Raw genomic sequence first — 25768 nt, forward strand, 5'->3', positions numbered from 1 at the left:
ACATAGTAGGCTCACAAGTACGCGGCGTTGGCCGCATCTAGACGGCCCTGGGCGCGCAGGATCAGTTCGCAGAATTCGCGGGCGGCACCTTCACCACCACGGGCCTGGGTCACACCGTGGGCGTGTTCGCGCACAAAACTGGCTGCATTGGCCACCGCCATGCCCAGGCCGACGCGGCGAATCACCGGCAGGTCCGGCAGATCGTCACCGAGGTAGGCAACCTGTTCATAGCTTAGGTTGAGTTGGCCAAGAAGCTCGTCAAGGACCACGAGTTTGTCTTCGCGACCCTGGTACAGGTGTGGAATGCCGAGGTTTTTCGCTCGACGTTCGACCACCGGGGTTTTACGGCCGCTGATGATAGCTGTCTGCACGCCGGCTGCCATCAACATCTTGATGCCCTGGCCGTCGAGGGTGCTGAAAGTCTTGAATTCACTGCCGTCTTCGAGGAAATACAGGCGCCCGTCGGTGAGGACGCCGTCGACGTCGAAAACCGCCAGTTTGATGTGCTTGCCGCGTTGCAGCAGGTCGTCGCTCATTACATTACTCCTGCACGCAGCAGGTCGGACAGGTTGAAGGCGCCAACCGGGCGGTCTTCCTTGTCGACGACTACCAGTGCGTTGATTCGATGGTCTTCCATGATTTTCAGGGCTTCGGCTGCCAGCATATCGGGGCGGGCGGTCTTGCCATGAACAGTCATGACCTCGTCGATGGTCGTATGGTGGATATCGATGGTCCGGTCGAGGGTGCGGCGCAAGTCGCCGTCAGTGAAGATCCCGGCCAGTTTGCCGTCGGCTTCCACGATCGCGGTCATGCCCAGGCCCTTGCGGGTCATTTCCATCAAGGCGTCCTTGAGCAGCGTGCCCCGTTGCACCTGGGGCAATTCTGCGCCGGCGTGCATCACGGTTTCCACTTTCAGCAGCAGACGTCGGCCCAGCGCACCGCCCGGGTGGGAAAACGCGAAGTCTTCAGCGGTAAAGCCGCGGGCTTCCAGCAGCGCCACGGCCAGGGCATCGCCCATGACCAGCGCGGCGGTGGTCGAGGAAGTCGGCGCCAGGTTCAGCGGGCAAGCTTCGTGCTCGACATGCACATTGAGGTTGATCTCGGCAGCCTTGGCCAGCGCTGAGTCGGGGTTGCCGGTCATGCTGATCAACTGTATGCCCTGGCGCTTGATCAGCGGCAGCAGGGTGACCATTTCATTGGTGGAGCCGGAGTTCGACAGCGCCAGGATGATGTCGTCGCGGGTGATCATGCCCATGTCGCCGTGGCTGGCTTCAGCCGGGTGAACGAAAAAAGCCGTGGTGCCGGTGCTGGCCAGGGTGGCGGCAATCTTGTTGCCGATGTGCCCGGATTTGCCCATGCCGAGCACGACCACGCGGCCTTTGCTGGCCAGAATCATCTCGCAAGCGCGTACGAAATCTGCGTCGATATGGGGTAACAAGCCTTTTACGGCTTCCACTTCGAGGCGGATGGTGCGTTGTGCCGATTGAATCAGGTCGCTGGATTGGCTCATGTCAGAATCGTATAGCCCGATGAAAAGGCGGCGATTATAGCGGTAATGATCGAAACCCTCACGCTAGTTCGTCGTGCTTTGTCATTCCCTGTTACCGAAACCCTCCAAATAGAAGCTTTTACCCTGTCCTGTTGCTGAACATGCGCCGGCTTGGGCCTTGGGCGCTTGCCCTATGCAGTGATATAGTTCGCCGCCAGTTCGGCCTGCCCGGGGAGGTATGTGCTTTCGTCAGAAAGCCAGGCGTCCGAGTGAGAGGCTGCATCGCAAGGAGTTTAGATGAGTGCCGATAACGCCTACGCGGTCGAGCTGAAGGGACTGACCTTCAAGCGCGGTACGCGCAGCATTTTCAATAACGTCGATATCCGCATCCCGCGGGGCAAGGTCACCGGCATCATGGGGCCTTCCGGGTGTGGCAAGACCACGCTGTTGCGGCTGATGGGCGCACAGTTGCGACCTACAAGCGGCGAAGTCTGGGTCAACGGTCAGAATTTGCCCAAATTGTCCCGCAGCGACCTGTTCGATGCGCGCAAGCATATGGGCGTGCTGTTTCAGAGCGGCGCGCTGTTTACCGATCTCGATGTGTTCGAGAACGTTGCCTTCCCGCTGCGCGTTCATACCGAGCTGCCGGAAGAAATGATCCGCGACATCGTCCTGCTCAAATTGCAGGCCGTGGGGTTGCGTGGCGCCATCGACCTGATGCCGGACGAATTGTCCGGCGGCATGAAGCGTCGCGTCGCGCTGGCCCGGGCGATTGCCCTTGATCCGCAGATCCTCATGTATGACGAGCCCTTCGTGGGGCAGGACCCGATCGCCATGGGCGTGCTGGTGCGCCTGATCCGCCTGCTCAACGACGCCCTGGGCATCACCAGCATCGTGGTTTCCCACGATCTGGCCGAGACCGCGAGCATTGCCGATTACATTTATGTAGTGGGCGAAGGGCAAGTGTTGGGGCAGGGCACGCCTGAAGAGCTGATGAACTCGCAAGAGCCGCGTATCCGTCAATTCATGACAGGCGAACCTGACGGCCCGGTCGCCTATCACTTTCCAGCGACGGATTACCGCGCAGATCTTCTGGGGAAGCGCTGATGCGCAAGATTTCACTAATAGAAAGAGTACGCCGGTTCGGCCAGGTGGCGATCGATGCCGTCGGGGTGTTCGGGCGTGCGGCGATTTTCCTGTTTCATGCGTTGCTGGGGCGCGGCGGTATTGGTGGCGGTTTCGGCTTGCTGATCAAACAACTGCATTCGATCGGCGTGATGTCCCTGGTGATCATTGTGGTCTCCGGGGTATTCATCGGCATGGTGTTGGCGCTGCAAGGCTTCAATATCCTGTCCAGCTACGGTTCGGAGCAGGCGGTCGGGCAGATGGTTGCCCTGACATTGCTGCGTGAACTGGGGCCGGTGGTCACGGCATTGCTGTTCGCCGGGCGCGCGGGTTCGGCCCTGACCGCCGAAATCGGCAACATGAAATCCACCGAGCAGTTGTCCAGTCTGGAAATGATTGGCGTCGACCCGCTCAAGTACATCGTTGCCCCGCGCCTGTGGGCCGGTTTCATTTCCCTGCCGGTGCTGGCGATGATTTTCAGCGTCGTCGGGATCTGGGGCGGTTCGTGGGTGGCAGTCGACTGGCTGGGTGTCTATGACGGCTCCTACTGGGCCAACATGCAAAACAGCGTGACGTTCAATGGCGACGTGCTCAACGGCATCATCAAAAGCATCGTCTTCGGGTTTGTCGTGACCTGGATTGCCGTATTCCAAGGCTATGACTGCGAGCCCACTTCCGAGGGGATCAGTCGTGCCACAACCAAGACCGTGGTGTATGCCTCTTTGGCAGTGCTCGGCCTGGACTTTATTCTGACCGCCTTGATGTTTGGAGATTTCTGATGCAAAACCGCACCCTGGAAATCGGTGTCGGCCTTTTCTTGCTGGCTGGCATCCTGGCTTTGCTGCTGCTTGCACTGCGAGTCAGTGGCCTGTCGCCGACCGCAAACGCCGAAACGTATAAACTTTATGCGTACTTCGACAATATCGCCGGTTTGACTGTCAGAGCTAAAGTGACCATGGCCGGTGTGACCATCGGCAAGGTCACGGCGATCGATCTGGACCGCGACAGTTTCACCGGTCGGGTGACCATGCAATTGGAAAAGCGCGTAGATAATCTGCCGACTGACTCCACTGCATCTATCCTGACGGCTGGCCTGTTGGGCGAGAAGTACATCGGTATCAGCGTGGGCGGGGAACAAGCCTTGCTCAAGGATGGTGGGACCATCCATGACACCCAGTCATCGTTGGTGCTCGAGGACCTGATCGGTAAATTCCTGCTCAATACCGTTAGCAAAGACGCCAAATGAGGAGCTTTTGAATGATCTCTACCTTGCGACGTGGCCTGTTGGTTTTACTGGCGGCCCTGCCGTTGATGGCTAACGCCGTGGCGGCGCCTTCGGCGCACGATCTGGTTCAGGACACCACCACCCGGATGCTCGCCGACCTGTCGGCCAACAAAGAGAAGTACAAGCAGGATCCCGCAGACTTTTACACGGCGCTGAACACCATCGTCGGGCCTGTGGTGGATGCCGAGGGTATTTCCAAGAGCATCATGACGGTCAAGTATTCGCGCAAGGCCACGCCTGCGCAGATGCAAACGTTCCAGGAAAACTTCAAGAAAGGCCTGTTCCAGTTCTATGGCAACGCCTTGCTTGAGTACAACAACCAGGGCATCACCGTTGAACCTGCCAAGGACGAATCGGGCGACCGCACCAGCGTCGGCATGACCGTTAAAGGCAGCAATGGCTCGGTTTATCCAGTGCAGTACACGCTCGAGAAGATCAATGGCGAGTGGAAACTGCGTAACGTGATCATTAACGGCATCAACATCGGCAAGCTGTTCCGCGATCAGTTCGCTGACGCGATGCAGCGCAATGGCAACGACCTCGACAAGACCATCAACGGTTGGGCCGGGGAAGTCGCCAAGGCCAAGGCCTCTACCGAAGGCGCCGACAAGAAGTCCGCCCAATGAGTGAGTCGGCCGTTCGCATGAGCGAAACCGGCGAGTTGCTGCTCAGCGGCGTGCTGGATTACCGCACCGGCCCTGACTTGCGCAAGCAGGGCCAGGCGCTGATCAAGTCCAGCGACGCCACCGCCGTGGTGGTTGATTGTTCGGCAGTGGTGAAGTCCAGCAGTGTCGGCTTGTCGCTGCTGCTGTGCTTCATGCGTGATGCCCAGGCGGCCGGCAAGGCCCTGAGCATCCGCGCAATGCCCGAAGACATGCGTGAAATCGCTCAGGTCAGCGAATTGACCGAGCTGTTGGCGCACCCCTAACGACATCCATTAAAGAAGCCCCCCGTCAGAGTCCTGTGAATGCGGGGTTCGCAGGCGCGGGGCTTTTTTGTATGATGTCCGACCCGCGCGCACAGGGCGCCGATTGAGGTTGAGCATGCAGGCCGTAGAAGTGAAGAGCTTTCTCGAAGGAAAGCTGCCGGGAACTCAAGTCGAAGTTGAAGGCGAAGGCTGCAACTTTCAGCTGAACGTGATTAGCGATGAACTGGCGGCGTTGAGCCCGGTGAAGCGTCAGCAGCAGATCTATGCCCATTTGAACCCATGGATCACCGATGGCAGCATCCATGCGGTCACTATGAAATTTTTCAGCAGCGCGGCCTGGGCCGAGCGCACCTGAGCCCAAGGGCGTCGAGATTCTTATGGATAAATTGATTATTACTGGCGGCGTTCGTCTTGATGGCGAAATCCGCATCTCCGGGGCAAAGAACTCTGCCCTGCCGATCCTGGCCGCCACTTTGCTGTGCGATGGCCCGGTCACCGTAGCCAACCTGCCGCACCTGCACGACATCACCACCATGATCGAGCTGTTCGGTCGCATGGGCATCGAGCCGGTGATCGACGAGAAGCTGAGCGTCGAAATTGACCCGCGCACCATCAAGACCCTGATCGCACCGTACGAACTGGTGAAAACCATGCGTGCCTCGATTCTGGTGCTGGGCCCGATGGTTGCCCGTTTCGGTGAAGCCGAAGTCGCACTGCCTGGCGGTTGCGCCATCGGTTCGCGTCCGGTTGACCTGCACATCCGTGGCCTCGAAGCCATGGGCGCGATCATTGACGTCGAAGGCGGCTACATCAAGGCCAAGGCGCCGGAAGGCGGTTTGCGCGGTGCGCACTTCTTCTTCGACACCGTCAGCGTGACCGGTACCGAAAACATCATGATGGCGGCAGCCCTGGCCAAGGGCCGCAGCGTCCTGGCCAACGCCGCGCGCGAGCCTGAAGTCATCGACCTGGCGAACTTCCTGATCGCCATGGGCGCCAAGATCACTGGCGCCGGCACCGACACCATCACCATCGATGGCGTTGAGCGTCTGCACCCGGCCACCTATAAAGTGATGCCGGACCGTATCGAGACTGGCACCTACCTGGTAGCGGCAGCCGTGACCGGCGGTCGTGTGAAGGTCAAGGACACCGATCCGACGATCCTCGAAGCCGTTCTGGAAAAACTCCGTGAGTCCGGTGCCGAAATCACCTGCGGCGACGACTGGATCGAGCTGAACATGCACGGCAAGCGGCCAAAAGCCGTCAACGTGCGGACCGCGCCGTACCCGGCGTTCCCGACCGACATGCAGGCGCAGTTCATCTCCCTCAACGCCATTGCCGAAGGCACCGGTGCCGTGATCGAGACGATCTTCGAAAACCGCTTCATGCACGTGTACGAACTGCACCGCATGGGCGCCAAGATCCAGGTCGAAGGTAACACCGCCATCGTCACCGGCACCGAGAAGCTCAAAGGCGCGCCAGTCATGGCCACCGACCTGCGTGCATCGGCCAGCCTGGTGATCTCGGCGCTGATCGCTGAAGGCGACACCCTGATCGATCGCATTTACCACATAGACCGTGGTTACGAGTGCATCGAAGAGAAACTGCAGATGCTTGGCGCCAAGATCCGCCGCGTACCGGGCTAGTTTCTGCTGCAATTGTGGCGAGGGAGCTTGCTCCCGTTGGACTGCGCAGCAGTCCCGCTGTTGGGGCCGCTTCGCGACCCAGCGGGAGCAAGCTCCCTCTCCACAGTTTGCTGTTAACTGATTTGCTTCATCGAGGCTGTGATGGCCTCGATGTGTGTCCGGCGCCGTTTGCGACCGGGCATGAGTACCTTGATAAGGACTGACGTTTCCCATGTTGACCATCGCACTGTCCAAGGGCCGCATCCTTGACGACACCCTGCCGCTTCTGGCTGAAGCGGGCATCGTGCCGACCGAGAATCCGGACAAGAGCCGCAAGCTGATCATCCCCACGACCCAGCCGGATGTACGTCTGCTGATCGTGCGCGCCACCGACGTGCCGACCTATGTCGAGCATGGTGCCGCGGACCTGGGCGTCGCCGGTAAAGATGTGCTGATGGAATACGGCGGCCAGGGTCTCTACGAGCCACTGGACCTGCGAATTGCCCTGTGCAAGCTGATGACGGCCGGCAAAGTCGGTGCCGTCGAGCCCAAGGGGCGTCTACGCGTCGCCACCAAATTCGTCAACGTTGCCAAGCGCTACTACGCCGAGCAGGGCCGTCAGGTCGACATCATCAAGCTCTACGGCTCGATGGAGCTGGCGCCGCTGATCGGCCTGGCCGACAAGATCATCGACGTGGTCGACACCGGCAACACGCTGCGGGCCAACGGCCTGGAGCCACAGGATTTCATCGCCGACATCAGCTCCCGGCTGATCGTCAACAAAGCTTCGATGAAAATGCAGCACGCCCGTATCCAGGCGTTGATCGACACCCTGCGCAAGGCAGTGGAGTCTCGACACCGCGGCTGATTCACCTGCGCGACGCTGAGTCGCGCCCGTCTATCCGCCTCATAGCCAGAATTCTCAGGTGCCCAAGCGGAAACGACTGCTAAGTTAGGGCGCCTGAGTTTTTGCCATTCCTATGAGGCTCTCGCTATGACCGCACCGACTGCAATTCGCCGACTCAACGCTGCTGACCCGGATTTCGCGCATCATCTGGATCATCTGCTGAGCTGGGAAAGTGTGTCTGACGACTCGGTCAATCAGCGGGTGCTGGACATCATCAAGGCTGTGCGCGAGCGCGGCGATGCGGCGCTGGTGGAATTCACCCAGAAGTTCGACGGCCTGCAGGTTGCGTCCATGGCAGACCTGATCCTGCCGCGCGAACGCCTGGAACTGGCCCTGACCCGCATCACCGTGCCCCAGCGCGAAGCCCTGGAAAAAGCCGCGGCCCGAGTGCGCAGCTACCACGAAAAACAGAAGCAGGACTCCTGGAGCTACACCGAGGCCGATGGCACGGTGCTCGGCCAGAAAGTCACGCCGCTGGATCGCGCTGGCCTGTACGTGCCGGGCGGCAAGGCGTCGTATCCATCGTCTGTACTGATGAACGCGATTCCGGCCAAGGTGGCCGGTGTGACCGAAGTGGTCATGGTCGTGCCGACCCCGCGCGGTGAACTCAATGAGCTGGTGCTGGCCGCAGCCTGCATCGCCGGCGTGGACCGCGTATTCACCATTGGCGGCGCGCAAGCAGTAGCGGCGCTGGCTTACGGCACCGAAAGCGTGCCGAAGGTCGATAAGGTCGTGGGTCCGGGCAACATCTATGTCGCCACCGCCAAGCGCCACGTGTTTGGCCAGGTCGGTATCGACATGATCGCCGGTCCTTCGGAAATCCTCGTGGTCTGCGACGGTCACACCGATCCGGACTGGATCGCCATGGACCTGTTCTCCCAGGCCGAGCACGACGAAGACGCCCAGGCGATCCTGGTCAGCCCGGACGCCGAGTTCCTCGACAAGGTCGCCGCGAGCATCGCCAAACTGCTGCCGACCATGGAACGCGCCGAGATCATTGAAACCTCGATCAACGGCCGTGGCGCACTGATCCAGGTCCGCGACATGGAGCAAGCCATCGAAGTGGCCAACCGCATCGCGCCGGAGCACCTGGAATTGTCGGTTGCTGACCCGCAAGCCTGGTTGCCGCAAATCCGTCACGCCGGTGCGATCTTCATGGGGCGCCACACCTCCGAAGCGTTGGGCGATTACTGCGCCGGCCCGAACCACGTGTTGCCGACCTCCGGCACCGCGCGGTTCTCGTCGCCGCTGGGTGTGTATGACTTCCAGAAACGCTCGTCGATCATCTTCTGCTCCGAGCAGGGTGCTTCCGAACTGGGCAAGACCGCTTCCGTGCTGGCCCGTGGCGAGTCGCTGACCGCCCACGCCCGCAGCGCTGAATACCGCATCGTTGACGACAAGAAGGGGAACTGAACATGAGTAAATTCTGGAGCCCGTTCGTCAAGGATCTGGTGCCTTACGTGCCGGGCGAGCAGCCGAAGCTGGCGAAACTGGTGAAGCTCAACACCAACGAAAACCCCTACGGCCCATCGCCCAAAGCCCTGGCCGCGATGCAGACCGAACTGAACGACAACCTGCGCCTGTACCCGGACCCGAACAGCGATCTGCTGAAAAACGCCGTGGCCAAGTACTCCGGCGTGCAGAGCAATCAGGTCTTCCTCGGCAACGGTTCCGATGAAGTCCTGGCGCACATCTTTCACGGCTTGTTGCAACACGACAATCCGGTGCTGTTCCCGGACATCAGCTACAGCTTCTACCCGGTCTACTGCGGGTTGTATGGCATAGCGTTCGATGCGGTGCCACTGGACGCACAGTTCCAGATCAACCCGGCGGACTACGCCAAGCCTAACGGCGGGATCATTTTCCCGAACCCGAATGCGCCGACCGGTTGCCTGCTGGCGCTGGACGCCGTGGAGCAAATCCTCAAGGCCAGCCCGGATTCCGTGGTGGTGGTCGATGAAGCCTATATCGACTTTGGCGGCGAAACCGCGATCAGCCTGGTGGACCGTTACCCGAACCTGTTGGTGACTCAGACCCTGTCCAAGTCCCGTTCCCTGGCGGGATTGCGGGTCGGTCTGGCGGTAGGGCATCCGGACCTGATCGAGGCGCTGGAGCGGATCAAGAACAGCTTCAACTCCTACCCGCTGGATCGCCTGGCGAATGTCGGGGCAGCGGCGGCGTTCGAGGATCGCGAGTACTTCGACAAGACCTGCCGCCTGGTCATCGAGCATCGCGAGAAGGTTGTCGGGCAGTTGGAAGCGAAGGGTTTTGAAGTGCTGCCGTCAGCAGCCAACTTCATTTTCGCCCGTCACCCTCAACACGATGCGGCGGGGCTGGCGGCGAAGTTGCGGGAGCAGGGTGTGATCGTTCGGCACTTCAAGCAGGAGCGGATTGCCCAGTTCCTGCGAATCTCCATCGGCACGCCAGAGCAGAACCAGGCGCTGATCGACGGCCTCGGCGACCTCTAAACCAACCCCCTCCCATGATCGTTCCCACGCTCTGCGTGGGAATGCATCCCGTGACGCTCCGCGTCACAATGGACGCGGAGCGTCCATGGCGGCATTCCCGCGCGGAGCGTGGGAACGATCAATGGGTGGCTGCTTACTCTTCTTCTTTTACGGGGGCCGGCGGCGGACGCAGGCCAATCTCGGCGCTCAACTTGAGCTCCTTGCCGTTACGCATCACCTGGATCGTGACTTTGTCGGTCGGTTTGATCCGCGCCACCTGGTTCATCGAGCGGCGGCCATCGCCGGCCGGTTCGCCATCGATGCTGAGGATCACGTCGCCCAGTTGCAGGCCGGCCTTCTGTGCCGGGCCGTCACGGAAAATCCCCGCCACCACAATGCCCGGACGCCCGGACAGGCCAAACGATTCCGCCAGTTCCTGGGTCAGCGGCTGCACTTCAATCCCGAGCCAACCACGAATGACCTGCCCGTGTTCGATGATCGACTTCATCACTTCCATCGCCAGTTTCACCGGGATCGCGAAACCGATGCCTTGGGAGCCGCCGGATTTGGAGAAGATCGCGGTGTTGATGCCGGTCAGGTTGCCGTTGGCATCCACCAGCGCACCGCCGGAGTTGCCGGGGTTGATCGCGGCGTCGGTCTGGATGAAGTCTTCGTAGTTGTTCAGGCCCAGCTGATTACGCCCGGTGGCGCTGATGATGCCCATGGTCACGGTCTGGCCGACACCGAACGGGTTACCGATGGCCAGCGCGACGTCACCGATGCGGATGTTGTCGGAACGCCCGATGGTGATCGACGGCAGGGTTTTCAGGTCGATCTTCAATACCGCCAGATCGGTTTCCGGGTCGCTGCCGATCACCCGGGCCAGGGTTTCACGGCCATCCTTGAGCGCCACGACAATCTGGTCGGCGCCAGTGGTCACGTGGTTGTTGGTCAGGATGTAGCCTTCCGGACTCATGATCACACCGGAACCCAGGCTCGACTCCATGCGCTTTTGCTTGGGCGAGTTGTCGCCGAAGAAGCGGCGGAATTGCGGGTCTTCGAACAGCGGATGATTCGGTTTGTTGATGACTTTGGTGGTGTACAGGTTGACCACCGCCGGCGCGGCGATGACCACGGCATCGGCATAGGACACCGGCCCCTGTTGCACACTGGTGGTTTGCGGGGCTTGCTGAAGATTGACGTCGAGGCTCGGAAGCCCGACCCACTGCGGGTAACGCTGGATTATCAACAGAGCGATAAGCACGCCGGCCAACAGCGGCCAGCCGGAAAAACGCAGCGCCTTAAGCATTAAGCAAGTCCTGGAAAGGTTGCAGGTGGTATGAGACCGCCCATAATGTCGCGCATTATACGAGGCGAGCGCGCCTCTGAACGGGATATTTAGGAGTCTTTTATGGCCGTCGCCCTGAGCACCCTGGTCGAAGAAGCCGACCGTTACCTTAACAGTTCAAAGATTGCCGACTACTGCCCGAATGGCTTGCAGGTCGAAGGTCGTCCGCAAGTGATGCGCATCGTCAGTGGCGTCACCGCCAGCCAGGCGCTGCTGGACGCGGCGGTCGAGGCCAAGGCCGATCTGGTGCTGGTGCACCACGGCTATTTCTGGAAGGGCGAGAACCCGTGCATCACCGGCATGAAGCAGCGTCGCTTGAAAACCCTGCTCAAGCACGACATCAGTCTGCTGTCTTATCACTTGCCGCTGGATCTGCACCCGGACGTCGGCAACAACGTGCAGCTCGCGCGTCAGTTGGACATCACCGTCGAAGGCCCGCTTGATCCCGACAACCTGAAAATCGTCGGCCTGGTCGGCTCGCTGAGCGAACCGATGAGTCCCCGCGACTTTGCCCGTCGCGTGCAGGAAGTCATGGGGCGCGAGCCGTTGCTGATTGAAGGCAGCGAGATGATTCGTCGCGTTGGCTGGTGCACTGGTGGTGGCCAAGGTTATATCGATCAGGCGGTGTTGGCGGGGGTCGATCTGTACCTAAGTGGCGAAGCGTCGGAGCAGACCTTCCACAGCGCCCGGGAAAACGACATCAGCTTCATCGCCGCCGGTCATCACGCCACTGAGCGCTACGGCGTTCAGGCATTGGGCGATTACCTCGCGCGCCGATTCGCCGTGGAGCACCTCTTCATCGACTGCCCGAACCCGATCTGACATCACCACTGAACAAAATGTGGGCGCGGGCTTGCTCGCGAAAGCGGTGTATCAGTCGACATCCATGGTGGATGTGAGTCAGCATTCGCGAGCAAGCCCGCCCCCACATGGGTCCTCCGCGCCCGAACGGGCAGGTATATTCATATACCCTTTCGATCTAGTTGGCGTCCTGATTAGAAGGGGGCGCTGTGCTAGGATTCCCCGCTCGAACACGGCCCGCTGGCCGTCCATAAGATCGTTTTCGTGAGTAGCCATGGTCGACAAACTGACGCATCTGAAACAGCTGGAGGCCGAAAGCATCCACATCATCCGCGAGGTCGCCGCCGAGTTCGATAACCCGGTGATGCTGTACTCCGTCGGTAAAGACTCCGCCGTAATGCTGCACCTTGCGCGCAAGGCATTCTTCCCGGGCAAACTGCCGTTCCCGGTGATGCACGTCGACACCCGGTGGAAGTTCAAGGAAATGTACGCGTTCCGCGACCGCATGGTCGAAGAACTCGGCCTGGACCTGCTGGTGCACGTCAACCCCGATGGCGTTGCACAGGGTATCAACCCGCTGACCCACGGCAGTGCAAAACACACCGACATCATGAAAACCGAAGGCCTTAAACAGGCCCTCGACAAGTACGGTTTCGACGCCGCTTTTGGTGGTGCCCGTCGCGACGAAGAGAAGTCCCGTGCCAAAGAGCGCGTGTATTCCTTCCGCGACACCAAGCACCGCTGGGACCCGAAAAACCAGCGTCCAGAGTTGTGGAACGTCTACAACGGCAACGTCAACAAGGGCGAATCCATTCGTGTGTTCCCTTTGTCGAATTGGACCGAACTGGACATCTGGCAGTACATCTACCTCGAAGGCATCCCGATCGTGCCGCTGTATTTCGCCGCCGAGCGCGACGTTATCGAGATGAACGGCACCTGGATCATGATCGACGACGAACGCCTGCTCAATCACCTGAGCGACGAAGACAAGGCGCGCATCGTCAAGAAAAAGGTCCGCTTCCGTACGCTGGGCGACTACCCGTTGACCGGTGCGGTCGAGTCCGAGGCCACCAGCCTGACCGACATCATTCAGGAAATGCTCCTGACGCGAACTTCCGAACGCCAGGGCCGGGTCATCGACCACGATGGCGCTGGCTCGATGGAAGAAAAGAAACGTCAGGGTTATTTCTAAGGGGTTGTCATGTCGCACGTATCTGATTTGATCAGCGAGGACATCCTCGCCTACCTGGGCCAGCACGAACGCAAGGAAATGCTGCGCTTTCTGACCTGTGGCAACGTCGACGACGGCAAGAGCACCCTGATCGGGCGCCTGCTGCACGACTCCAAGATGATCTACGAAGATCACCTGGAAGCCATCACCCGCGACTCGAAAAAAGTCGGCACCACCGGCGAAGACATCGACCTGGCGTTGCTGGTCGACGGCCTGCAGGCCGAGCGGGAGCAGGGCATCACCATTGATGTCGCTTACCGTTATTTCTCTACCGCCAAGCGCAAATTCATCATCGCCGACACCCCTGGCCATGAGCAGTACACTCGCAACATGGCCACCGGTGCGTCCACCTGTGACCTGGCGATCATTCTGGTCGACGCCCGCTACGGCGTGCAGACTCAGACCCGTCGCCACAGCTTCATTGCTTCGTTGCTCGGCATCAAACACATCGTGGTCGCCATCAACAAGATGGACCTCAACGGCTTCGACGAAACCGTGTTCGAGTCGATCAAGGCCGATTACCTGAAGTTCGCCGAAGGCATCGCGTTCAAGCCGACCACCATGGCATTCGTGCCGATGTCGGCCCTTAAGGGCGACAACGTGGTGAACAAATCCGAGCGCTCGCCGTGGTACACCGGCCAGTCGCTGATGGAAATTCTCGAGACCGTCGAGATCGCTAACGACCGCAACTACACCGACCTGCGTTTCCCGGTGCAGTACGTCAACCGTCCGAACCTGAACTTCCGTGGTTTCGCCGGTACTTTGGCCAGCGGTATCGTGCACAAGGGCGACGAAGTCGTGGTGCTGCCGTCAGGCAAGAGCAGCCGCGTCAAATCCATCGTCACCTTCGAAGGTGAGCTGGAACACGCCGGTCCGGGTCAAGCGGTGACGCTGACCATGGAAGACGAGATCGACATCTCTCGCGGCGACTTGCTGGTGCACGCCGACAACCTGCCGCAAGTGACTGACGCCTTCGACGCCATGCTGGTGTGGATGGCTGAAGAGCCGATGTTGCCGGGCAAGAAATACGACATCAAACGCGCCACGTCCTACGTGCCGGGTTCGATCACCAGCATCGTCAACCGTGTTGACGTGAATACCCTGGAAGAAGGTCCGGCCAGTTCGCTGAATCTGAACGAGATCGGTCGGGTCAAGGTCAGCCTCGACGCCGCCATCGCACTGGACGGTTACGCGAGCAACCGCACCACCGGCTCGTTCATCGTCATCGATCGCTTGACCAATGGCACCGTCGCGGCGGGCATGATCATCGCTCAGCCGTTGGCTCATGGCAGCAGCACGCACCATGGCAAGTTGGCGCACGTCGCGACCGAAGAACGCGCCCAGCGCTTCGGCCAGCAACCGGCCACCGTGTTGTTCAGCGGTTTGTCCGGCGCGGGCAAAAGCACCCTGGCTTACGCGGTTGAACGCAAGCTGTTCGACATGGGTCGTGCGGTGTTTGTACTCGATGGCCAGAACCTGCGTCATGACCTGAACAAAGGTCTGCCACAGGATCGTTCCGGGCGTACCGAGAACTGGCGTCGTGCGGCACACGTTGCGCGTCAGTTCAACGAAGCCGGTTTGCTGACGCTGGCGGCATTCGTTGCGCCGAGTGCCGAAGGTCGCGAGCAGGCCAAGGACCTGATCGGCAAGGAGCGTCTGCTGACGGTCTACGTCCAGGCCTCGCCGACCGTGTGCGCCGAGCGTGATCCGCAAGGGCTGTACGCCGCCGGTGGCGACAACATCCCGGGCGATTCCTTCCCGTACGACGTGCCGCTGGACGCCGACCTTGTGGTCGACACCCAGTCGCTGTCGCTGGAAGAAAGCGTCAAGCAAGTGCTGGATCTGCTGCGTCAGCGTGGCGCGATCTAAGCGTTAGCGGCTCATAAAAACCCCGCCGATGAGTGATCATCGGCGGGTTTTTTTGTGCCAGGTGATTTTCCAATGTGGGAGCGGGCTTGCTCGCGAAATCGGTGTGTCAGTCGACATCAATGTTGAATGTCAGTCCGCTTTCGCGAGCAAGCCCGCTCCCACAGGGGATCAGTGTTTGCCTGGGTATTCGCGGTGCATCTGCCCCAGCAACGCATCCTTGTCTTCCCACAGCTGATTGATCCAGCCCTGGAACTGCAATCGGTACTCGCCATCCTGGTCGTAATTCTTGCCAACGAATTGCGGCGGTATTGTCAGCTCCTGAAAATGCACCACCACATCCTTCACGTTCCCGCAGAGCAAATCCCAATAGCCAGGACGGCCAGCAGGGTAGTGGATGGTCACGTTGACGATGGACTCAAGCTGTTCACCCATCGCATCCAGCACAAACGCAATGCCACCGGCCTTGGGCTTGAGCAGGTACTTGAACGGCGATTTCTGCTGGGCGTGTTTGCCCTCGGTGAAGCGCGTGCCTTCGACGAAGTTGAAAATCCCCACCGGGTTGTTGCGGAATTTGTCGCAGGTCTTGCGGGTGGTTTCCAGGTCTTTGCCTTTCTTCTCCGGGTGCTTTTCCAGGTAGGCCTTGGAGTAGCGTTTCATGAACGGAAACCCGAGCGCCCACCACGCCAGGCCAATCACGGGAACCCAGATCAGCTCTTGCTTGAGAAAGAACTTCAACGGCTGGATACGTCGGTTGAGCACGTATTGCAGGACCATGATGTCGACCCAGCTCTGGTGGTTGCTGGTGATCAGGTACGAGTGCTGATAGTCCAGCCCTTCAAGACCGCTGAGATGCCAGCGGGTGCGGCAGACCAGGTTCATCCAGGCTTTGTTGTTGCTGATCCAGGCTTCGTGGGTGTGGCTCATCAGCCAGAGCGTGAAGCGCCGGGTAAGGGCGAAGGGCAACACTTTGAACAGCGCCACGATAAACAGGAATGAGCACAGCAGAATGGTGTTCAGGGCCAGCAATAGCGAAGCAATCACACCGCGCACAGCGGCAGGCAGGAAATCCAGCATTTAAAGATCCATAGGTCGGTTGGCTGCTTGAATCGCGGTCAACGCGATGGTGTAGACGATGTCATCGACTTGCGCGCCGCGCGGCAGGTCGTTCACCGGTTTGCGCAGGCCTTGCAGCATTGGCCCGAGGCTCACGCAATCGGCGCTGCGCTGTACGGCTTTGTGGGTGGTGTTGCCGGTGTTCAGGTCCGGGAACACGAACACCGTGGCGCGACCGGCGACCTGACTGTTCGGTGCCAATTGCTTGGCCACGGTTTCGTTGGCGGCGGCGTCGTACTGCAACGGACCGTCGATCAGCAATGAGTGCTGTTGTTCGTGGGCGAGCAATGTCGCTTCGCGGACCTTCTCGACTTCTTCGCCACTGGCCGACTCACCGCTGGAATAGCTGATCATCGCAACGCGTGGCGTGATGCCAAACGCCGCCGCCGAGTCGGCGCTTTGCAACGCGATCTCGGCCAGTTCGCTGGCGCTCGGGTGCGGGTTCATCACGCAGTCGCCGTAGACCAGCACTTCTTCCGGGAACAGCATGAAGAACACCGACGACACCAACGTGCAGCCCGGTGCAGTCTTGATCAACTGAAGGGCGGGGCGGATGGTGTTGGCGGTGGAGTGAATGACCCCGGACACCAGGCCATCGACTTCATCCAGCGCCAGCATCATGGTGCCGATCACCACGGTGTCTTCCAGTTGCTGCTCCGCCATTGGCGCGTTGAGGCTTTTGCTTTTGCGCAGGGCCACCATCGGTTCGATGTAGTTACCGCGAATCAGATCCGGGTCGAGAATCTCCAAACCCGGCGGCAACTCGATGCCTTGGGCGCGGGCCACGGCTTCGACGTCGGCCGGTTTGGCCAGCAACACACAACGGGCGATACCACGGGCCTGGCAGATCGCGGCAGCTTGCACGGTTAGCGGCTCGCTGCCTTCGGGCAACACGATGCGCTTGTTGGCGGCCTGGGCGCGCTGGATCAGTTGGTAGCGGAACACGGCAGGCGACAGGCGCATTTCCCGTGGCGTGCCGCAACGCTGATGCAGCCACTTGGCATCGAGGTGGCTGGCGACGAAGTCGGTGATGATCTCCGCACGCTCGCGGTCGTCGATCGGGATTTCCTTGTTCAGGCCGTTCAACTGGTTGGCGGTGTCGTAGGAACCGGTGCTCACCGACAACACCGGCAAACCCGCCTGCAAGGCGCCGCGACAGAGGTCCATGATCCGTGGGTCGGGCAGGGTGTCGCTGGTCAGCAACAGGCCGGCCAGGGGTACGCCGTTCATGGCGGCGAGGCTGACCGCGAGGATGATGTCGTCGCGATCGCCCGGCGTCACCACCAGCACACCGGGCTTGAGCAGCTCCACGGTGTTACGCATGGTGCGGGCGCAGATGATGATTTTGGTCATGCGCCGGGTTTCGTAGTCACCGGCATTGAGAATCTGCGCGCCCATCAGGTCGGCCACATCGCGGGTGCGCGGCGCGTTCAATTCCGGCTGGAACGGGATGCAGCCGAGCAAACGGAAGTCGCCACTGCGCAGCAACGGCGAGTGTTCCTTCAGGCGCGAGGCGAAGGCTTCCATGCTTTCATCGGTCTTGACCTTGTTGAGGATCACGCCGAGGACTTTCGGGTCTTTCGGCCCGCCGAACAATTGCGCCTGCAATTCCACCCGGCCGGACAGCTCGGTCAGCACTTCGTTTTCCGGCGCCGAGACCAGGATCACTTCGGCATCGAGGCTCTTGGCCAGGTGCAGATTGACCCGCGCGGCATAACTGGCGCTGCGGGTCGGGACCATGCCTTCAACAATCAGCACGTCTTTGCCGATGGCGGCCTGCTGGTACAGGGTGATGATTTCTTCGAGCAGCTCATCCAGCTGACCGTCGCCAAGCATGCGCTCGACATGGGCCAGGCCCAGGGGTTGCGGCGGCTTGAGGCCGTGGGTGCGCGCCACCAGTTCGGTGGAGCGCTCAGGGCCGGTGTCGCCCGGATGGGGCTGGGCGATCGGTTTGAAAAAGCCGACTTTCAGCCCGGCTCGCTCAAGGGTACGCACCAGCCCGAGGCTGATGGAGGTCAGACCCACACCAAAATCGGTGGGCGCGATAAAAAAAGTTTGCATGCGGATTCTCTGGAGGTGCATGGCAGTGGCGATCATCTATGTCTGACGATCTGCCGAATTTCAGTCGCCAAGGTTATCGCTAACCGAGCCTTGTGCGCACCAACCGCAAGCAAAGGGCTGGCCTATTTTTTCAATACGTTGCGCCGGGTCCAGGACCCAGGCCCGGGATTGCCAGGGCGGCTGATGACGCAGGTGTTGCGTATGGCCACAGGAAAGCTCTGCCACCCAATGGCCATCCTCATCCTGATGGAAACCTGTGATCGTCGAGCCTGGCGCCGTCATCCGTCTGTCCGGGTTGTGTTCGCTTTCGGGCGATTGCTTCGCTAAACTCGTTCTTTCTATATTCTTCTGCAAAAGGTCTCGCCCCATGCTGATCGCCGCCAATAAGGCTGTCTCCATCGACTATACCCTGACCAACGACGCTGGTGAGGTCATCGACAGCTCCGCCGGCGGCGCGCCGCTGGTCTACCTGCAAGGCGCAGGTAACATCATCCCGGGCCTGGAAAAAGCCCTGGAAGGCAAAACCGTCGGTGACGAACTGACCGTTGCCGTAGAACCTGAAGATGCCTACGGCGAATACGCTGCCGAACTGGTCAGCACTTTGAGCCGCAGCATGTTCGAAGGCGTCGACGAACTGGAAGTGGGCATGCAGTTCCACGCTTCCGCGCCGGACGGCCAGATGCAAATTGTCACCATCCGTGACCTGGACGGCGACGATGTCACCGTCGACGGCAACCACCCGTTGGCCGGTCAGCGCCTGAATTTCCAGGTCAAGATCGTTGACATCCGTGACGCCAGCCAGGAAGAAATCGCTCATGGTCACGTCCATGGCGAAGGTGGCCATCACCACTGATTTCTGCGCTAAGCTCAGAGAACTGGAGAGGCGCCCGAGGGCGCCTTTTTAGTCCGCGGCTGTCCCAAGGCGACGCCGCCAGGTGGCTGTTTCGAGAAGAACACGGGAATTTGGAGTTCGTCATGAGTGCTTTCCACGACCTTAAATTGACAGCCCTGGATGGTCAGGAGCTACCTCTGGCGCCCTTCAAGGGGCACGTCGTGCTGGTGGTCAACGTTGCCTCCAAATGTGGCTTGACCCCACAGTACGCGGCGCTGGAAAACCTCTACCAGCAATACAAAGGTAAAGGTTTCAGCGTGCTGGGCTTGCCGTGCAACCAGTTTGCGGGACAGGAACCGGGCACCGAGCAAGAGATCCAGGAATTCTGCAGCCTCAACTATGGCGTGACCTTTCCGTTGTCCAGCAAGCTGGAAGTCAACGGTCATGAGCGTCATCAGTTGTACCGTTTGCTGGCGGGCGAGGGCGCGGAGTTTCCGGGTGACATCACCTGGAACTTCGAAAAATTCCTGCTCGGTAAAGACGGGCGTGTCCTGGCGCGGTTTTCGCCACGCACGGCGCCGGATGATCCGACGATTGTGCATGCGATTGAAAAAGCGCTGAGCTGAATCCGTAAGATCTAAAGATCGCAGCCTTCGGGTGTTCACATTCCCGTGTAGGCGCTGCCGAAGGCTGCGATCTTTTCGTTTCTAATCCTTAATCACTTAAATCAATAGTGCTGTTCAAGGCTGGCAACTCTCCATATTATCGCCGTCATAAAGTCATTTCCCCGTGGAGCGTCCCATGCCCGTCAAAGCCTTGTTCAAACCGTTCCACCTCGGCACCCTCGAACTGCCGACCCGCGTCGTCATGGCGCCAATGACCCGCTCCTTCTCCCCGGGCGGCGTACCCAATTCCAAAGTGATCGAGTACTACCGTCGCCGCGCCGCTGCTGGTGTAGGCCTGATCATCACCGAAGGCACCACCGTTGGCCACAAGGCCTCCAACGGCTACCCGAACGTGCCGCACTTCTATGGTGAAGCAGCGCTGGCCGGTTGGAAGAAAGTCGTCGACGCAGTACACGCCGAAGGCGGCAAGATCGTCCCGCAACTGTGGCACGTGGGCAGCGTGCGTCGCATCGGCACCGAGCCGGACGCCAGCGTTCCGGGTTACGGCCCGTCGGAAAAACTGAAGGACGGTCAGGTCGTGGTTCACGGCATGACTAAACAAGATATCCAGGACGTGATCGCCGCGTTCGCCCAGTCGGCCAAGGATGCACAAAGCATCGGCATGGACGGCGTGGAAATCCACGGCGCCCATGGCTATCTGGTGGACCAGTTCTTCTGGGAAGGCACCAACCAGCGCACCGACGAATACGGCGGCAGCCTGGCCAACCGTTCGCGCTTCGCCATCGAATTGATTCAGGCCGTGCGCGCTGCAGTCGGCGAAGGTTTCCCGATCATCTTCCGTTTCTCCCAGTGGAAGCAGCAGGATTACACCGCACGCCTGGTGCAGACCCCGGAAGCCCTGGGCGAATTCCTCAAGCCACTGTCCGACGCGGGTGTGGATATTTTCCACTGCTCGACGCGACGTTTCTGGGAGCCGGAGTTTGACGGTTCCGAACTGAACCTGGCTGGCTGGACCCGCAAGCTCACCGGCAAGCCAACCATCACCGTGGGCAGCGTTGGCCTGGACGGCGAGTTTCTGCAGTTCATGGTCAACACCGACAAGATCGCCCAACCGGCCAGCCTGGAAAAACTGCTGGAACGTTTGAATAACGACGAGTTTGATCTGGTGGCGGTAGGGCGTGCGCTGTTGGTCGACCCGGACTGGGCGCAGAAAGTGCGTGATGGTCGTGAAGAAGACATTCTGCCGTTCAGCCGTGAGGCGTTGATGACGCTGGTTTAAGCAGCGGCTGGAAGGGCCTCTTCGCGAGCAAGCCCGCTCCCACATGAGATCAATTGTGGGAGCGGGCTTGCTCGCGAAGGCCTACTTACGGTCACCGAAAATCAAGGCAAGGTCGGCGCATTCGGCACCACCTGCTCTCCCACACAAGCCCCCCGCAACTGCCCCTCAAACTGCTCGATAATCGCCGCCCACCCCTGGCGACTCGCATGCTGACGCGCATTCAGCCGCACGCAGCGCAAGGTTTCCCGTTCCTCCAGCAACCAGCGCGCCGCATCGCAGAACGCCTCTTCATCCCCGGGCATGGCCAACACGCCGTTATAGCCGTGGCGAATGTGCTGACCCGCCGCCGCCAGATCGTACGCCACCACGCCCAGCCCCGAGGCCAGCGCCTCAAGCACCACATTACCGAAGGTTTCGGTCATGCTCGGAAATAGAAAAACATCCCCTGACGCATAGTGACTGGCCAGGGCTTCACCGCGCTGTGAGCCGCAGAAAATCGCTTCCGGTAATTCTTTCTCCAGGGCCATCCGCAGCGGTCCGTCGCCGACCACGATCAACTTCATGTTGCGCTGTGGATAAGTCGCCTTCAGTGCGTCGAAACTACGCTTGAGCAATCCCAGGTTTTTCTCCGGGGCCAGGCGTCCAACGTGGATAACGGCAATTTCATCGTCCGCCAAACCCCACTGCTCACGTAGCGCATTCAGGCGTTTGGTCGGGTGGAACAATTGGCTGTCGACGCCCCGGGACAACAGCGCGAGGCGTTCGAACTGCCGGCGCTCCAATTCCAGGCGTTGGCTGACGCTGGGCACCAGGGTCAACGTCGAGCGGTTGTGGAACCAGCGCAGGTAGTGAGTCAGCAACCGCGCCAGCAGGCCAAGCCCGTACTGGCTTGAGTACTGTTGGAAGTTGGTGTGAAAACCGCTGACCACCGAAATCCCCAGGCGTCGCGCCGCACGCAATGCCGACAAACCCAGCGGCCCTTCGGTGGCGATGTACAGCACGTCCGGGCGATGGCGTTTCCAGCGCCGCAGCAACTTGTGCATCGACGACTGGCCCCACTGCAACCCCGGATAACCCGGCAGCGGCCAGCCGCGACACAGCAGCAACGCATCGTCACTGCCTTGCTGCTGATCACAGCCCTGACGTGGTCGTACCAACTCGACCTGATGCCCACGCGCACGCAAACCGTCGCACAAGCGGCCAAGGGTATTGGCCACGCCGTTGATTTCCGGAGGGAAGGTTTCGGTGATCAGGGTGATATGCAGAGCTGTCGTCATGACCTCAGTGTCGGCTGAGGCTATGTCGTCATTGTGGCGTTTCGATGATGGATTTGTGACGGGCTCAGCGCTGCACCACCAGATTCTCTGCCCCGCGCTCACGCACCCAGAACAAAGTCGCTCCGGCCACAGCGGCGGGCATCATCAGAATGTTGACTACCGGAATCAGCAACACCAGGTAAACAATCCCGCCGAAACTCATGCTCTGCCAGCGCTTCTGCCGCAGCCAGGCGAGCATCTCGTTCCAGCCGAGCTTGTGGTTGTCCGCCGGATAGTCGATGTACTGGATCGCCATCATCCACACCCCAAACAACAGCCATAGCGGTGCGGCGATGATGTTCACCACCGGGATGAACGAGAGGATGAACAGCCCGATGGCCCGGGGCAAGAAGTAGCCGAGTTTGCGCATTTCCCGGGCCAGGGTGCGTGGGATCATTTCGATCAGTTCGCCCCAGCTGAAGGCCGGGAAGTCGTCGGTGCCGCGCACCACCACTTCGACTTTCTCCGCGAGGAAGCCGTTGAATGGCGCGGCGATGACGTTGGCGAGCATGGTGAAGGTGAAGAACACCATCAGCACCACCAGCACCACGAAAATCGGCCAGAGGATATAACTGAGGAAACTCAGCCAGTCGGGCAGGGACGGCATCAGTGTGTCGACCCACAGACTGAATTGATGGCCGGCCAGGTAAATCAATCCGACGAACAGCACCAGGTTGATCATCAGGGGCAACAACACGAACAAACGCAGGCCCGGGCTCAGGACCAGCTTGAGGCCTTCGCGCAGGTATTGCGGGCCGGACAGAACAGGGGCGGGCATAGCGTGCTCCGAGCAGAGGGTAAACGCGCCGACCTTACCGACTTTGCCGGGCGGGTGAAAGCGCGGCAGCGGCATCGACATTCACTGTAACAAAGGCGTCTATAAAATCACCGTAACGGGATAGAGACCGCCTATGAGCTGGATTGTTAAACCGTATTTCCTTAATCTTCGCCCCCTCGATACGCTGCACCCATTCTTTTTACAGGACTGTCGAGCTCAAGCCTTCCCCAAGTGCTTTCAACAGTCCTTTTTTATTCCCGCCGGCAAACCCGGCGTTCCGCGCCAGAGTTCCGGCCGGTTAACAGGAGCAGGTCATGTCTGAAGTCCGTCATTCGCGAGTGATTATTCTCGGTTCCGGCCCTGCCGGTTACAGCGCTGCGGTGTATGCCGCCCGTGCCAACCTCAAGCCACTGCTGATCACTGGCATGCAGGCCGGCGGTCAACTGACCACCACCACCGAAGTCGACAACTGGCCGGGCGACGCCCACGGCCTGACCGGCCCGGCGTTGATGGAGCGGATGAAAGAGCACGCCGAACGCTTTGAAACCGAGATCGTGTTCGATCACATCAATGCCGTGGACTTCGCTGCCAAGCCGTACACCCTGACTGGTGACAGCGCGACTTACACCTGCGACGCCCTGATCATCGCCACTGGCGCCAGCGCTCGTTACCTGGGCCTGCCGTCGGAAGAAGCGTTCATGGGCAAAGGCGTGTCGGCCTGCGCGACCTGCGACGGTTTCTTCTACCGCAACAAGCCAGTGGCTGTGGTCGGTGGTGGTAACACCGCTGTGGAAGAAGCCCTGTACCTGGCCAACATCGCCAGCACCGTGACCCTGATCCACCGTCGCGAAACGTTCCGCGCCGAGAAGATCCTGATCGACAAGCTGAATGCACGGGTTGCCGAAGGCAAGATCATCCTGAAGCTGAACTCGAACCTGGACGAAGTCCTGGGCGACAACATGGGCGTGACCGGTGCTCGCCTGAAGAACAACGACGGCAGCTTCGACGAGTTGAAAGTCGACGGCGTGTTCATCGCCATCGGCCACACCCCGAACACTTCGCTGTTCGAAGGCCAACTGACGTTGAAAGATGGTTACCTGGTGGTGCACGGCGGCCGTGAAGGCAACGCCACTGCAACCAACCTGGAAGGCATCTTCGCCGCCGGTGACGTGGCTGACCACGTTTACCGTCAAGCGATCACCTCCGCCGGCGCTGGTTGCATGGCGGCACTGGATGCAGAGCGTTACCTCGACGATCTGCAGAACGCCAAGTTCTGATAGCGTTGAAATGAAAAAACCGGCTTCGGCCGGTTTTTTTGTGCACGCGATTTCATGGTCAATACAGGACTAGTGTGGGAGCGGGCTTGCTCGCGAATGCAGTGTGTCAGTCGACATCCATGTTGAATGTTATGCCGCCTTCGCGAGCAAGCCCGCTCCCACAAGGGGGATTTGTGATCAGGTCAGTTTCTTTATGCACGCCTCGAGGATATCCAAGCCTTCTTCCAGCACCGTAGCCTCGGTGGTCAATGGCGCCAAAAGCCGAATGATGTTCCGCGACTTTCCGCTAGGCATCAACAGCAACCCCGCATCCCGTGCCAAGGCCAGCAATTGCGTCAACTGCGCTGAGGCCGGCGTGCCATCAGCGTTGCTCAACTCGATGCCGCGCATCGCGCCGACGCCAGTCAGGCGTCCCAGAAACGGTGAGCGTTTGTTGGCGCGCCAGGCTTCGTAACGGCTGACGATGGCTTCTTCCTGCTGCGAACCCCAGGTGTGCAGGTTCGCATCGGTCATCTCGTCCAGGGTCGCCAGTGCTGCAGCGCAGGCAATCGGGTTGCCGGAATAGGTGCCGCCCAGTCCGCCCTTGGGCAAGGTGTCGAGCAATGACTTGCGCCCGACCACCGCACCCAGCGGCATACCGCCGGCAATGCTTTTAGCCAGCAGGATCAAATCCGGTTCAATGCCCAGTCGCGAGAACGCAAAACGTTCACCGGTACGGCCGAAACCGGACTGAATTTCATCAGCGATCAGCAGGATGTTTTTCTCGTTACAGAAGCGCCGCAACGCTTGGGCGAATTCCACGTCCAGCGCCAGGAAACCCGCTTCGCCCTGTACCGGTTCGAGGATAAAACACGCCACGTCATTGACGTCGATCTCGACACTGAACAACCGATCCATTGCCTTCAGGGCTTCGGCGCAGCTCACACCGCTGTCCTTGCTCGGGAACGGCAGGTGGTAAACCGGGCCTGGCAATACGCCGACTTTCTGTTTGTAGGGCGCGACTTTGCCGTTGAGGTTGAGGGTGGCCAATGTGCGACCGTGGAAGGCGCCATCAAACGCAATGACGGCCGTGCGGCCGGTGGCGCCACGCACGATCTTCAAGGCGTTTTCCGCCGCTTCCGCGCCGCTGTTGGTGAGCATGCCGCTGACCGGGTAGTCCACGGGAATGAACGCCGTCAGACGCTCCATCAACTCGATGTAGGGCGTATGCGGGGCGGCGTTGAACGCGTAGTGGGTCAGCCGGGTGGCTTGGTCGCGAATGGCCTCGACGATGCGCGGGTGGCAGTGACCGAGGTTGAGCACGCCGATGCCGCCGACAAAGTCGATGTAGCGTTTGCCCTCGGTGTCCCACACCTCGGCATTCTTGCCGTGGCTGAGGGTGACGGGATGCACGACGTTGATCGACTGGCTGATGGTTTCGCTGCTCATGGATAC

The 25768-nt window shown here is 60.2% G+C and carries 26 protein-coding genes; 17 read left to right on the forward strand and 9 right to left on the reverse strand.

Going from position 1 to position 25768, the window contains the following annotated elements; translation table 11 throughout:
• Positions 1 to 11: 11 nt before the first annotated feature.
• Both ACIQY3_RS18135 and ACIQY3_RS18140 read right to left on the reverse strand, forming a co-directional pair.
• Positions 12 to 536: a KdsC family phosphatase gene (locus ACIQY3_RS18135; RefSeq protein ID WP_403021838.1), complete on the reverse strand. Its 525-nt coding sequence runs from the start codon at positions 534 to 536 to the stop codon at positions 12 to 14.
• The gene (locus ACIQY3_RS18140; RefSeq protein WP_403021840.1) at positions 536 to 1510 is read right to left on the reverse strand and encodes a KpsF/GutQ family sugar-phosphate isomerase; all 975 of its coding nucleotides are present in this window, start codon (positions 1508 to 1510) and stop codon (positions 536 to 538) included. The genes ACIQY3_RS18135 and ACIQY3_RS18140 overlap by 1 nt, the downstream gene beginning before the upstream one ends.
• Before the next feature lie 276 nt (positions 1511 to 1786).
• Here ACIQY3_RS18140 and ACIQY3_RS18145 point away from each other — a divergent pair, with 276 nt between their 5' ends.
• The 10 genes from ACIQY3_RS18145 (at position 1787) to hisC (ending at position 9824) form a co-directional block, all read left to right on the forward strand.
• Positions 1787 to 2596, forward strand: coding sequence for an ATP-binding cassette domain-containing protein (locus ACIQY3_RS18145; RefSeq protein WP_054049897.1), 810 nt, complete (start codon positions 1787 to 1789; stop codon positions 2594 to 2596).
• Complete coding sequence (mlaE, locus tag ACIQY3_RS18150; RefSeq protein WP_403021843.1) at positions 2596 to 3393, forward strand: lipid asymmetry maintenance ABC transporter permease subunit MlaE; 798 nt, start codon at positions 2596 to 2598, stop codon at positions 3391 to 3393. Before ACIQY3_RS18145 ends, mlaE begins: the two co-directional genes overlap by 1 nt.
• Positions 3393 to 3860 (forward strand): outer membrane lipid asymmetry maintenance protein MlaD, encoded by a 468-nt coding sequence (mlaD, locus tag ACIQY3_RS18155; protein WP_054049893.1) that lies wholly within the window; start codon positions 3393 to 3395, stop codon positions 3858 to 3860. Before mlaE ends, mlaD begins: the two co-directional genes overlap by 1 nt.
• An 11-nt stretch (positions 3861 to 3871) precedes the next feature.
• Complete coding sequence (locus ACIQY3_RS18160) at positions 3872 to 4525, forward strand: phospholipid-binding protein MlaC (RefSeq protein ID WP_403021845.1); 654 nt, start codon at positions 3872 to 3874, stop codon at positions 4523 to 4525.
• A complete protein-coding gene (locus ACIQY3_RS18165; RefSeq protein WP_403021847.1) occupies positions 4522 to 4827 on the forward strand; it encodes a lipid asymmetry maintenance protein MlaB in 306 nt (101 codons plus the stop codon). Before ACIQY3_RS18160 ends, ACIQY3_RS18165 begins: the two co-directional genes overlap by 4 nt.
• A 115-nt stretch (positions 4828 to 4942) precedes the next feature.
• The gene (locus ACIQY3_RS18170; RefSeq protein WP_046052891.1) at positions 4943 to 5182 is read left to right on the forward strand and encodes a BolA family protein; all 240 of its coding nucleotides are present in this window, start codon (positions 4943 to 4945) and stop codon (positions 5180 to 5182) included.
• 22 nt (positions 5183 to 5204) lie between these two features.
• Complete coding sequence (murA, locus tag ACIQY3_RS18175) at positions 5205 to 6470, forward strand: UDP-N-acetylglucosamine 1-carboxyvinyltransferase (protein WP_213939705.1); 1266 nt, start codon at positions 5205 to 5207, stop codon at positions 6468 to 6470.
• 211 nt (positions 6471 to 6681) lie between these two features.
• A complete protein-coding gene (hisG, locus tag ACIQY3_RS18180; RefSeq protein ID WP_121757288.1) occupies positions 6682 to 7317 on the forward strand; it encodes an ATP phosphoribosyltransferase in 636 nt (211 codons plus the stop codon).
• 126 nt (positions 7318 to 7443) lie between these two features.
• The gene (gene hisD, locus ACIQY3_RS18185) at positions 7444 to 8769 is read left to right on the forward strand and encodes a histidinol dehydrogenase (RefSeq protein WP_403021851.1); all 1326 of its coding nucleotides are present in this window, start codon (positions 7444 to 7446) and stop codon (positions 8767 to 8769) included.
• Positions 8770 to 8771: 2 nt separating this feature from the next.
• Positions 8772 to 9824, forward strand: coding sequence for a histidinol-phosphate transaminase (gene hisC / locus ACIQY3_RS18190; protein WP_403021853.1), 1053 nt, complete (start codon positions 8772 to 8774; stop codon positions 9822 to 9824).
• A 133-nt stretch (positions 9825 to 9957) separates the two neighbouring features.
• Here hisC and algW read toward each other — a convergent pair whose 3' ends face one another.
• A complete protein-coding gene (algW, locus tag ACIQY3_RS18195) occupies positions 9958 to 11112 on the reverse strand; it encodes a Do family serine endopeptidase AlgW (protein WP_403021855.1) in 1155 nt (384 codons plus the stop codon).
• Positions 11113 to 11214: 102 nt separating this feature from the next.
• Here algW and ACIQY3_RS18200 point away from each other — a divergent pair, with 102 nt between their 5' ends.
• The 3 genes from ACIQY3_RS18200 (at position 11215) to cysN (ending at position 15052) form a co-directional block, all read left to right on the forward strand.
• On the forward strand, positions 11215 to 11973 hold the full coding sequence (locus ACIQY3_RS18200) for a Nif3-like dinuclear metal center hexameric protein (RefSeq protein ID WP_403021857.1): 759 nt from the start codon (positions 11215 to 11217) through the stop codon (positions 11971 to 11973).
• A gap of 253 nt (positions 11974 to 12226) precedes the next feature.
• A complete protein-coding gene (cysD, locus tag ACIQY3_RS18205) occupies positions 12227 to 13144 on the forward strand; it encodes a sulfate adenylyltransferase subunit CysD (protein ID WP_010463281.1) in 918 nt (305 codons plus the stop codon).
• 9 nt (positions 13145 to 13153) lie between these two features.
• Positions 13154 to 15052, forward strand: coding sequence for a sulfate adenylyltransferase subunit CysN (cysN, locus tag ACIQY3_RS18210; protein WP_403021860.1), 1899 nt, complete (start codon positions 13154 to 13156; stop codon positions 15050 to 15052).
• Positions 15053 to 15220: 168 nt separating this feature from the next.
• On the opposite strand, the gene ACIQY3_RS18215 is transcribed toward cysN, so the two are convergent.
• The 3 genes from ACIQY3_RS18215 to ACIQY3_RS18225 are packed head-to-tail and all read right to left on the reverse strand — an operon-like array spanning position 15221 to position 18625.
• A complete protein-coding gene (locus ACIQY3_RS18215) occupies positions 15221 to 16126 on the reverse strand; it encodes an acyltransferase (protein WP_403021862.1) in 906 nt (301 codons plus the stop codon).
• Positions 16127 to 18226: a phosphate acetyltransferase gene (gene pta, locus ACIQY3_RS18220; RefSeq protein ID WP_403021864.1), complete on the reverse strand. Its 2100-nt coding sequence runs from the start codon at positions 18224 to 18226 to the stop codon at positions 16127 to 16129.
• 60 nt (positions 18227 to 18286) lie between these two features.
• Positions 18287 to 18625, reverse strand: a complete 339-nt coding sequence (locus ACIQY3_RS18225) for a DUF3565 domain-containing protein (RefSeq protein WP_403021866.1) — start codon at positions 18623 to 18625, stop codon at positions 18287 to 18289.
• Here ACIQY3_RS18225 and ACIQY3_RS18230 point away from each other — a divergent pair.
• The 3 genes from ACIQY3_RS18230 to ACIQY3_RS18240 all read left to right on the forward strand — a co-directional run bounded on the left by ACIQY3_RS18230 (position 18594) and on the right by ACIQY3_RS18240 (position 20963).
• Entirely contained in the window at positions 18594 to 19079 is a 486-nt protein-coding gene (locus ACIQY3_RS18230) for a peptidylprolyl isomerase (RefSeq protein ID WP_145252538.1), read from the forward strand. The genes ACIQY3_RS18225 and ACIQY3_RS18230 overlap by 32 nt on opposite strands.
• A gap of 122 nt (positions 19080 to 19201) precedes the next feature.
• Complete coding sequence (locus ACIQY3_RS18235) at positions 19202 to 19684, forward strand: glutathione peroxidase (protein WP_403021869.1); 483 nt, start codon at positions 19202 to 19204, stop codon at positions 19682 to 19684.
• 175 nt (positions 19685 to 19859) lie between these two features.
• Complete coding sequence (locus tag ACIQY3_RS18240) at positions 19860 to 20963, forward strand: NADH:flavin oxidoreductase (RefSeq protein ID WP_054049862.1); 1104 nt, start codon at positions 19860 to 19862, stop codon at positions 20961 to 20963.
• Between the two features lie 101 nt (positions 20964 to 21064).
• Here the strand turns inward: ACIQY3_RS18240 and ACIQY3_RS18245 are convergent, their stop codons facing one another.
• Positions 21065 to 22264: a glycosyltransferase family 4 protein gene (locus ACIQY3_RS18245; protein WP_403022024.1), complete on the reverse strand. Its 1200-nt coding sequence runs from the start codon at positions 22262 to 22264 to the stop codon at positions 21065 to 21067.
• Between the two features lie 40 nt (positions 22265 to 22304).
• Positions 22305 to 23057: a sulfate transporter CysZ gene (gene cysZ, locus ACIQY3_RS18250; RefSeq protein ID WP_403021871.1), complete on the reverse strand. Its 753-nt coding sequence runs from the start codon at positions 23055 to 23057 to the stop codon at positions 22305 to 22307.
• 314 nt (positions 23058 to 23371) lie between these two features.
• Between cysZ and trxB the strand changes: the two genes are divergently transcribed.
• Entirely contained in the window at positions 23372 to 24334 is a 963-nt protein-coding gene (gene trxB / locus ACIQY3_RS18255) for a thioredoxin-disulfide reductase (protein ID WP_403021873.1), read from the forward strand.
• Between the two features lie 177 nt (positions 24335 to 24511).
• On the opposite strand, the gene ACIQY3_RS18260 is transcribed toward trxB, so the two are convergent.
• The gene (locus ACIQY3_RS18260) at positions 24512 to 25762 is read right to left on the reverse strand and encodes an aspartate aminotransferase family protein (protein ID WP_403021875.1); all 1251 of its coding nucleotides are present in this window, start codon (positions 25760 to 25762) and stop codon (positions 24512 to 24514) included.
• Between the last annotated feature and the right edge of the window lie 6 nt (positions 25763 to 25768).

The sequence above is a fragment of the Pseudomonas sp. NPDC096950 genome (assembly GCF_044762525.1).
Taxonomy (GTDB): domain Bacteria; phylum Pseudomonadota; class Gammaproteobacteria; order Pseudomonadales; family Pseudomonadaceae; genus Aquipseudomonas.

Coding starts and splice junctions, on each gene's coding strand:
- ACIQY3_RS18135 (WP_403021838.1), bottom strand. CDS start 536: ATGAGCGACGACCTGCTGCAACGCGGCAAGCACATCAAACTGGCGGTT.
- ACIQY3_RS18140 (WP_403021840.1), bottom strand. CDS start 1,510: ATGAGCCAATCCAGCGACCTGATTCAATCGGCACAACGCACCATCCGC.
- ACIQY3_RS18145 (WP_054049897.1), top strand. CDS start 1,787: ATGAGTGCCGATAACGCCTACGCGGTCGAGCTGAAGGGACTGACCTTC.
- mlaE (WP_403021843.1), top strand. CDS start 2,596: ATGCGCAAGATTTCACTAATAGAAAGAGTACGCCGGTTCGGCCAGGTG.
- mlaD (WP_054049893.1), top strand. CDS start 3,393: ATGCAAAACCGCACCCTGGAAATCGGTGTCGGCCTTTTCTTGCTGGCT.
- ACIQY3_RS18160 (WP_403021845.1), top strand. CDS start 3,872: ATGATCTCTACCTTGCGACGTGGCCTGTTGGTTTTACTGGCGGCCCTG.
- ACIQY3_RS18165 (WP_403021847.1), top strand. CDS start 4,522: ATGAGTGAGTCGGCCGTTCGCATGAGCGAAACCGGCGAGTTGCTGCTC.
- ACIQY3_RS18170 (WP_046052891.1), top strand. CDS start 4,943: ATGCAGGCCGTAGAAGTGAAGAGCTTTCTCGAAGGAAAGCTGCCGGGA.
- murA (WP_213939705.1), top strand. CDS start 5,205: ATGGATAAATTGATTATTACTGGCGGCGTTCGTCTTGATGGCGAAATC.
- hisG (WP_121757288.1), top strand. CDS start 6,682: ATGTTGACCATCGCACTGTCCAAGGGCCGCATCCTTGACGACACCCTG.
- hisD (WP_403021851.1), top strand. CDS start 7,444: ATGACCGCACCGACTGCAATTCGCCGACTCAACGCTGCTGACCCGGAT.
- hisC (WP_403021853.1), top strand. CDS start 8,772: ATGAGTAAATTCTGGAGCCCGTTCGTCAAGGATCTGGTGCCTTACGTG.
- algW (WP_403021855.1), bottom strand. CDS start 11,112: ATGCTTAAGGCGCTGCGTTTTTCCGGCTGGCCGCTGTTGGCCGGCGTG.
- ACIQY3_RS18200 (WP_403021857.1), top strand. CDS start 11,215: ATGGCCGTCGCCCTGAGCACCCTGGTCGAAGAAGCCGACCGTTACCTT.
- cysD (WP_010463281.1), top strand. CDS start 12,227: ATGGTCGACAAACTGACGCATCTGAAACAGCTGGAGGCCGAAAGCATC.
- cysN (WP_403021860.1), top strand. CDS start 13,154: ATGTCGCACGTATCTGATTTGATCAGCGAGGACATCCTCGCCTACCTG.
- ACIQY3_RS18215 (WP_403021862.1), bottom strand. CDS start 16,126: ATGCTGGATTTCCTGCCTGCCGCTGTGCGCGGTGTGATTGCTTCGCTA.
- pta (WP_403021864.1), bottom strand. CDS start 18,226: ATGCAAACTTTTTTTATCGCGCCCACCGATTTTGGTGTGGGTCTGACC.
- ACIQY3_RS18230 (WP_145252538.1), top strand. CDS start 18,594: ATGCTGATCGCCGCCAATAAGGCTGTCTCCATCGACTATACCCTGACC.
- ACIQY3_RS18225 (WP_403021866.1), bottom strand. CDS start 18,625: ATGGAGACAGCCTTATTGGCGGCGATCAGCATGGGGCGAGACCTTTTG.
- ACIQY3_RS18235 (WP_403021869.1), top strand. CDS start 19,202: ATGAGTGCTTTCCACGACCTTAAATTGACAGCCCTGGATGGTCAGGAG.
- ACIQY3_RS18240 (WP_054049862.1), top strand. CDS start 19,860: ATGCCCGTCAAAGCCTTGTTCAAACCGTTCCACCTCGGCACCCTCGAA.
- cysZ (WP_403021871.1), bottom strand. CDS start 23,057: ATGCCCGCCCCTGTTCTGTCCGGCCCGCAATACCTGCGCGAAGGCCTC.
- trxB (WP_403021873.1), top strand. CDS start 23,372: ATGTCTGAAGTCCGTCATTCGCGAGTGATTATTCTCGGTTCCGGCCCT.
- ACIQY3_RS18260 (WP_403021875.1), bottom strand. CDS start 25,762: ATGAGCAGCGAAACCATCAGCCAGTCGATCAACGTCGTGCATCCCGTC.